9 protein-coding genes and 1 tRNA gene are annotated in these 7128 nt (G+C 71.2%); 2 read left to right on the top strand and 8 right to left on the bottom strand.

Going from position 1 to position 7128, the window contains the following annotated elements:
• The 6 genes from ASG29_RS10995 to ASG29_RS10970 all read right to left on the bottom strand — a co-directional run.
• A partial coding sequence (locus tag ASG29_RS10995; protein WP_235532875.1) for a PAS domain-containing protein occupies window positions 1-1234 on the bottom strand: 1234 nt, incomplete at its 3' end.
• Window positions 1235-1244: 10 nt separating this feature from the next.
• Window positions 1245-1772, bottom strand: coding sequence for a DUF2497 domain-containing protein (locus ASG29_RS10990; protein WP_082515924.1), 528 nt, complete (start codon window positions 1770-1772; stop codon window positions 1245-1247).
• 36 nt (window positions 1773-1808) lie between these two features.
• Window positions 1809-3317 carry a TolC family outer membrane protein gene (locus ASG29_RS10985; protein ID WP_055983665.1) on the bottom strand — a complete coding sequence of 503 codons (1509 nt, stop codon included), beginning with the start codon at window positions 3315-3317 and terminating at the stop codon, window positions 1809-1811.
• Window positions 3317-3976 (bottom strand): protein-L-isoaspartate O-methyltransferase family protein, encoded by a 660-nt coding sequence (locus ASG29_RS10980; RefSeq protein ID WP_156457980.1) that lies wholly within the window; start codon window positions 3974-3976, stop codon window positions 3317-3319. The genes ASG29_RS10985 and ASG29_RS10980 overlap by 1 nt, the downstream gene beginning before the upstream one ends.
• A 140-nt stretch (window positions 3977-4116) precedes the next feature.
• A tRNA-Cys gene (locus tag ASG29_RS10975) sits at window positions 4117-4190 on the bottom strand.
• Between the two features lie 45 nt (window positions 4191-4235).
• A complete protein-coding gene (locus ASG29_RS10970; RefSeq protein ID WP_055983660.1) occupies window positions 4236-4661 on the bottom strand; it encodes a (deoxy)nucleoside triphosphate pyrophosphohydrolase in 426 nt (141 codons plus the stop codon).
• Window positions 4662-4679: 18 nt separating this feature from the next.
• On the opposite strand from ASG29_RS10970, the gene ASG29_RS10965 reads away from it, so the two are divergent.
• Together ASG29_RS10965 and ASG29_RS10960 are read left to right on the top strand one after the other, a co-directional pair.
• Window positions 4680-4883, top strand: a complete 204-nt coding sequence (locus ASG29_RS10965; protein WP_055983658.1) for a Flp family type IVb pilin — start codon at window positions 4680-4682, stop codon at window positions 4881-4883.
• Window positions 4884-5008: 125 nt separating this feature from the next.
• Window positions 5009-5179, top strand: coding sequence for a Flp family type IVb pilin (locus tag ASG29_RS10960; RefSeq protein WP_055983656.1), 171 nt, complete (start codon window positions 5009-5011; stop codon window positions 5177-5179).
• 64 nt (window positions 5180-5243) lie between these two features.
• Here the strand turns inward: ASG29_RS10960 and ASG29_RS10955 are convergent, their stop codons facing one another.
• On the bottom strand, window positions 5244-6194 hold the full coding sequence (locus ASG29_RS10955; RefSeq protein ID WP_055983655.1) for an acetyl-CoA carboxylase carboxyltransferase subunit alpha: 951 nt from the start codon (window positions 6192-6194) through the stop codon (window positions 5244-5246).
• Window positions 6195-6203: 9 nt separating this feature from the next.
• Window positions 6204-7076 (bottom strand): tyrosine recombinase, encoded by an 873-nt coding sequence (locus ASG29_RS10950; RefSeq protein WP_321163199.1) that lies wholly within the window; start codon window positions 7074-7076, stop codon window positions 6204-6206.
• Window positions 7077-7128 lie beyond the last annotated feature (52 nt).

The raw sequence follows: 7128 nt of genomic DNA, 5'->3' as shown, positions 1-7128 counted from the left end.
CCCCGCCCGCCGCGGCGCGGGGGGCGACGGGCGCGGGACGGCGCTCGGTCGCCCCGGCGGCGCGCGGGAAGTACATCGCGACCTCCGCCCCGCCGTCCTCCGGACTGATCGCGGCGGCGATCCCGCCCGATTGCTTGGCGAAGCCGTAGACCATGGCGAGGCCGAGACCCGCGCCCTTGCCCATGTCCTTGGTCGTGAAGAAGGGATCGAACACCTTGTCCAGGATCGCGGCGTCGATGCCCGGCCCGTCGTCGCGGACGCTGACCACGACATACTCACCCGGCGCCAGACGGCGCGCCAGCTGCTCGTCGTCGGCGGGCAGGCGGACGTTGCGCGTCGCGATCACGACGTTGCCCTCCCCGCCCACCGCGTCGCGCGCGTTCGAGATGACGTTCAGCAGCGCCATTTCCGCCTGCACCGGATCGACGCGGCAGTTCCACAGCGTGTCGTCCAGGCGGTAGCGGACCTTCAGCCGGTCGCCCGCGGCGCGCGTCACCACGGGCCGGAAATCGGCGACGAGCGAGTTGAAGTTCAGCAACCGGTCGCGCAATTCCTGTTTCCGCGCGAAGGCGAGCAATTGCTGCGTCAGCGTCGAGGCGCGGGTCGCGGCGCCCCCGATCGCCTCCACCGCGCGGCGCCCGGTGCGGTCGCCGTCCTCGATGCGGCTTTCCAAAATATCGACATAGCCCATGATGACCTGAAGCAGGTTGTTGAAATCATGGGCGATCCCGCCGGTCAGCTTCGCCACCGCCTCCAGCTTCTGCGCCTCGTGCAGCGCCTCCTCCGCTTCGCGCCGGCGCGAGATGTCGAGCTGCGAGCCGAAGAAATACAGCAGCCGGCCGTCCTCGCCGAACACCGGCGAAACGAACAGCGCGTTCCAGAAGGTCGAGCCGTTCTTGCGATAGTTCAGCAGCTCGACCGCGATCTCCTCCCGCGAATCGATCGCGGCACGCAGCTGCGCCACGACCTCCCGATCCGTTTCCGGCCCTTGCAGGAAGCGGCAGTTGGTGCCGAGCAGCTCCGCCTCCGAATAGCCGGTCATGAAGGTGAAGGCGTCGTTGCAGAAGACGATCGGGTTGTCGGGTTGGTTGGGATCGGTGACGATCATCGGCATGCGCGTCGTCTTCACCGCGGCGAAGAAGATGTCGCTGCGATGGCTTTCGTCGTGCGGCGGACTGCCGTCGGCGATGTGCGGGGCAGCGGGGTGCCGCCCGGTCGTCGGATTTTCGCCCATCAGTCGTCGTTCAGCGCGCGGGGTCGGTGATCTTGGCGATCTCGCGCGCCACCATCTCCTCGACCAAGCCGGGCAGGTTCGCATCCAGCCAGTCGCCGAGCATCGGGCGAAGCATCTCGCGCACCAGTCCCTCCAGCGTGCCGTCGCCGCCCGGCTCGGGCTTCACCACCAGCCGCGACAGCGCGCCGAGCGCGCCGCGCGCAGCCTCCGCCGTGGCGGGGGACACGCCGCTCGCGGATCCGGCACGCGGGTGGGGCGCGGCCGCCGGGGCGGGCTCCGCCGCGCGCGGTGCGTCGGTCGCCGCGGCGAACGACGGTTCCGTCGTCGGCGCGGGGGCGGGAGCAGGCGGGGTCAACGGCTGACTGAGTTCCAGCACGCCGTCCTCGTCACGATCGATGGGCCCGGGGCGATCGACGGGCGCGGCAACGGGCCGCGGCGACATGCGTCGCGGCGGTGCCGGCGTCTCGCCTTCCTTGATGACCCGCTTGATGGAGGCGAGGATGTCCTCCATCGACGGTTCGGCGCTCATATCGCCCATTCGCGACCTACCTCCACGGGACCCTGTCGCCGCAGCCTAAGGTCGCGGTCGATCGACACCTGTCGTCAATGCGGGGGTCCTGTCAACATTGCTGTCCAGTGCCGGGTCCAGCGCGCGCGTGACGGTGGCGTTCTGCGCGGGCACCGCGACGGTCGTCGGGGCGACCGCCGCGGGGGCGGGGCCGGTCGCGAAGTCGGACCAGCTGCGCCGCACCTTGCGGTAGTTGACGTTGGGATCGTACAGCGGGCCGCCCTCCAGCCCCAGATCCTCCGCCTCCGCGCGGCCCATCGCCGCCAGCAGCGAGAAGCCCGCGACATAGGCGTCGCGGCGCGCGGTCACGAGCGTGACCTGGCTGTTGAGCAATTCCTGTTCCGCGTTCAGGATATCGAGCACGGTGCGCGTCCCCACGCTGTTCTCCGCGCGCACGCCCTCCAGGCTGAGCTTGTTGGCGGCCACCGCCGCCTCCGCCGACGCGATCACCTCCTGCGAGGAGCGCCAGATCGCGAAGGCGGACCGGGCGTTCGACACCACCTGACGCTCCGCCGCGGTCGCCTGCTCGATCGCCTGCCCGCGCAGCGCCTGCGCCTGCCGGATCTGCGCGCCCGGGCGCCCGCCCTGGAAGAAGGGCAGGCTCAGCTGCACGCCCACCGCGGTGGCGTTGCCCGTCTGCCCGATACCCAGGCCGCCGGTGTTGGCGCCCAGGGTGCCCAGATAGTTGAAATAATTCTGCGACAGCGTCGCGCCGACCTGCGGCAACCGCGTCGCGCGCGCGGCGCGCACGTCATATTCGGTCGCGTCGCGTGCCTTGCGCGCGGCGAGCAAGGCGGGGTTGTTGTCGATCGCGACCGCCACCGCATCGTCGGGCGCGGCGGGCAGGTTGGGCAGCGCGGGCGGCGGCTCCAGCGTGCCCGGCGGGGTGCCGACCAGGCGGATGTAATTCTCGCGACTGGCGATCAATGTCGCCTGCGCCGATTGCAGCTGCGCCTGCGCCAGGCGGAAGCGCGCCTCCGACTGCGCCACGTCGGTGCGGGTGACGTCGCCCACCTCGAACCGGTCGCGGCTGGCGCGCAGGTTCGTGTCGAGGACGCGCACGTTCTGGGTGTTCAGCCCGACGATCGCCTCGTCCCGCAGGACGTTGTTGTACGCGGCGACGACGTCGGTGAAGACCGTCGCCTCCACGTTGCGCAACGTCGCCTGCCCCGCGTCGACGCGGGTTTCGGCGGCGCGGACCGCATTGCCGACGCGTCCGCCGGTGTACAGCGGCACCGTCAGTCCCGCCTGCGCCTGCAACGCGCGTTCGGGGGTGGTGAAGGAATTGCCGCCCAGGATGAAATTCTCGTTCACCCCCACGGTGCCGTTCGCGGACGGCAGGCCGTTGGCGCGCGCCAAGGGCACGTTCTCGTCGGTCGCGCGCTGCGACGCGCGCTGCCCGGTCAGCGTCGGGTTGCCGTCATAGGCGCGCGCCAGCGCCTCGCGCAGCGTGTCGGCGCTCGCCGGCGTCGCCGCGCCGAGCAGCAGGATGGCAAGGCGCCCCCCGACGCGCATCAGAACACGAACGCTTTGGGCCGTGCGAAACCGGGGAGCCGCACCGCGTCGATGTCGACGAACGGGGCCAGCGCGGTCGCCGCGCCCGCGCGCGCCCCCGCGGCCAGCCGCGACACGCCGCGTTCCACCACGCCCGCCACGATCCGGCCGCCCTCCGCGACCTGCGTCGACAGCGTCACGGGCAGTTCCTCGATCGCGCCGTCGACGACCAGCACGTCATAGGGCGCGCCGTCGGGATGGCCGTGCTCCAGCGGGCCTTCGACCACCGTCACGTTGCCGATGCCTGCCAGCGCGCCGCGCGCCAGCGTCGCCAGGGCCGGCGACACCTCCACCGCCACGACCTCCCGCACGATGCGCGCCAGCACCGCGGCGGTATAGCCGCCGCCCGCGCCGATCAGCAGCACGCGATCGGTCGCGCGCAGTCGCGCCTCCTCCAGCAACCGGCCGGTCGCCAAGGGGGAATTGGTGCTCCGCCCCTCGCCCAGCGACACGCCGGTGTCGCGATAGGCGAGCGCCGCGACCTCGGCAGGCACGAACGCCTCGCGCGGGACCTGCGCCATCGCGGCGATCAGGCGGGGATCGGTCACCGCGGTGGTCCGCAGCTGGCTGGACACCATCGCCTGTCGCATGGCGGCGAAATCGTCGGGAGTGGCGGTCATGGAGCGTTCCTGCATGGCTCTGCTTGGCATACGTGTCTTACTGACGCAATACACTTTTGCGGAAGCAGCCTTCTATCGCGGCGGCGGCGCTTCGCCAACCGGGCTGCTGGATACGGGTGAAGCGCACGCCCGGCGGCGGCTGGAGGCCCGACCGGGAATCGAACCCGGGTGCAAGGATTTGCAGTCCTCTGCGTCACCACTCCGCCATCGGGCCTCGATGCTGCGGGAGGCGGGCAAATCCTCGACTTTGCGGGCCGCGTCAACCCCGTGCGCGCGGGGGCAGCGCCGCGACGAGCGGGATGTCGACCGGCGGCATGGGCAGACGCGCCAGCGCCTCCGCCTCCGCCCAGCGCAGCGCGCTCGCCGCCAGGGGGCGCGGCTCGCCCTGCCAGCGCGCCACGACGTACAGCAGCATGACGATGCGGTCGTGCGTGGCGAACGACAGCGGCGCGCAATCGGCGGGGGCGACCGCGATATCCAGTTCCTCGCCCAGTTCGCGTACCAGCGCCGCCACCGGCGTCTCCCCCGGATCGACCTTTCCGCCCGGAAACTCCCACAGGCCGCCATGCGCCTTCCCGACGGGGCGGCGCTGCATCAGCCAGCGACCCTCCCGCACCAACGCCCCCGCCACGACCAGGATCGTCGCGGGCGGGACGGCGATCGCGGACATTTCGTTAACGGTCATCCTCTATCCCGGCGTGCCATGCGTACCCCTCGCCCCCCCGCCGCCATATACCGGTTCGCCGTCCGGCTGGCGCGCGATTCGCGCGGGGGCAGCGCGATCGAATACGGCCTGATCCTGGCGATCGTGGTGCTGGGGACGTTCGCCGCGCTGCTGGGCCTGGCGGACGTGACGACGGGCATGTGGCGGGACATCGCGGCGAAGGTCACCGCGGCATCGAAATGACCGCGGCGTTTACCGTCGCGTTTAAACATTCCTCAACCCCCGCCTCCTACACCCCGTCGTTGCTGGAACCGGTCTGACCGATCCCGGCCGGGTAACTAAAGTTTTCGTGTGCACTGGAGATCGACATGCAGAAGATTCGCGCTTTCCTGAAGAACAGCAAGGGCGCCACCGCGATCGAGTACGGCCTGATCGCCGCGCTGATCGCCGTCGCCGCCATCGCCGCCATGCAGGGCCTGGGCAACCAGCTCAAGACCACGTTCGGCAAGGCGACGACCGAGATGGCGAAGAGCAACTAAGCTCTCCTCCTTCGGGAAAGAACGGGGCGGCGGACCGATGGGTTCGCCGCCCCTTTTCGTTCGCTCAGCCGATCCGGCCCATCTTCAGGAACTTGTCGCGCCGGTCACGACGCAGCGCGGCGGCGTCCATGCCCGCCATCGCGCCCAGCGCGCCGTCGATGGCGTCGCCCAGCGACGCGATCGCGGCGGCGGGATCGCGATGCGCGCCGCCCACCGGCTCGCGCACGATGGCGTCGATCACGCCCAGCGCCTTCAGGTCCTGCGCAGTGACCTTCATCGCCTCCGCCGCCTCCGGCGCCTTGTCCGCGGTGCGCCACAGGATCGAGGCGCAGCCCTCGGGCGAGATGACGGAATAGACCGCATGTTCGAACATCAGCACGCGGTTGCCGCTGGCCAGCGCGACCGCGCCGCCCGAGCCGCCCTCGCCCACCACGCTCGCCACCATCGGCACGCCAAGGGCCAGGCACGCCTCGGTCGAGCGGGCGATCGCCTCCGCCTGGCCGCGCTCCTCCGCCTGGATACCGGGGAAGGCGCCCGACGTGTCGACCAATGTCACCACCGGCAGCGCGAAGCGGTCGGCCAGTTCGAGCAGGCGGATCGCCTTGCGATACCCCTCCGGCTTTCCCATCCCGAAATTGTGGCGCAGTCGGCTGGCGGTGTCGTCGCCCTTCTCGTGCCCCAGCACCATGACGCGGCGCCCGCGGAAGGTGGCGAAGCCACCGAGGATCGCCTGATCGTCGGCGAAGGCGCGGTCGCCCGCGAGCGGGAGGAATTCGTCGAACAGGCCGGCGACGTAATCGCGGAAGTGCGGCCGTTCCGGATGGCGCGCGACCTGCGTCTTCTGCCACGGCGTCAGCTTCGCGAACGTGTCCTTCAGCAGCTTGTCCGACTTGGCCTGTAGCTTGCCCACCTCGGCCGAGATATCGACCGCGCCGTCGGCGTCGCTTTCGCGCAGCTCGTCGATACGCGCCTGCAATTCGGCGATGGGTTTCTCGAAATCCAGGAAACTTGGCATGGCGCGCGCCTAGGACTGCGCGGCGAGTGCGTCAACGAGCGGGTGGCGCTCGTTCACGAGGCGGACGAGGCGCGAGGCGTCGACATGGGTGTAGATCTGCGTCGTCGCGATATCCGCATGGCCCAGCATCGATTGCAGCGCGCGCAGGTCCGCCCCGCCCTCCAGCAGGTGCGTGGCGAAGGCATGGCGCAGGACGTGGGGGCTGATGCGATCGGGCGCGATCCCGGCGGCGGCGGCCAGATCGCGCACGATCTGGAACAGGCGCACGCGCGACAAATGCCCCTTGCCCGAGGGGAAGAGGAAGGCGCGATCGACCTCGACATGCGCGCGCCATGCCGCCACTGCCGCGCGGGCGCGGTCGGAAATAGGCACCAGCCGCTCGCGCCCGCCCTTCCCCCTCAGGATCAGGAACGGGCGGTCGGGGTGGATCGCGTTGCGCGGCAGCGACACCAGTTCGGTCGCGCGCAGCCCCGATCCGTACAGCAGCTCGATCAGCGCGGCGAGGCGCAGGTCGTTGGGCAGCGGCGTCGCGAGCCGTTCGGCCACGACCGCGAACAGGCGGTCGACGTCGGCGTGGCCGAGCGTGCGCGGCAGCGGGCGCGCGGCGGCGGGACGCGGCAGCGCGGGCGACGGATCGTCGGCGCGGTCGCCCTCGTCGATCAGGAAGCCGAAGAAGCGGCGCAGCGACGCCGCCTTGCGCGCCACGGTGGCGCGGGACAGCGCGCGCCATTCTTCCGCCAGCCGTTCCAGCGCCGCGGCGTCGGCGGTGGCGAGGCGGCCGTCGAGCGTGTCGGACGCGAGCGTCAGGTCGCGGCGGTAGGCGGCGATGGTATTGGGCGCGGCGCCGGCCTCGGCGGCCATCATCTCGAGGAAGCGGTCGATCGCGTTTCTATCCTCCCCAGAATGGGGAGGGGGACCGCCCGGCGCAGCCGGG

Origin of the sequence: Sphingomonas sp. Leaf412, from assembly GCF_001425405.1 — a bacterium.
Taxonomy (GTDB): Bacteria; Pseudomonadota; Alphaproteobacteria; order Sphingomonadales; family Sphingomonadaceae; genus Sphingomonas.
This window is presented reverse-complemented; position numbering and strand designations above follow the sequence as displayed.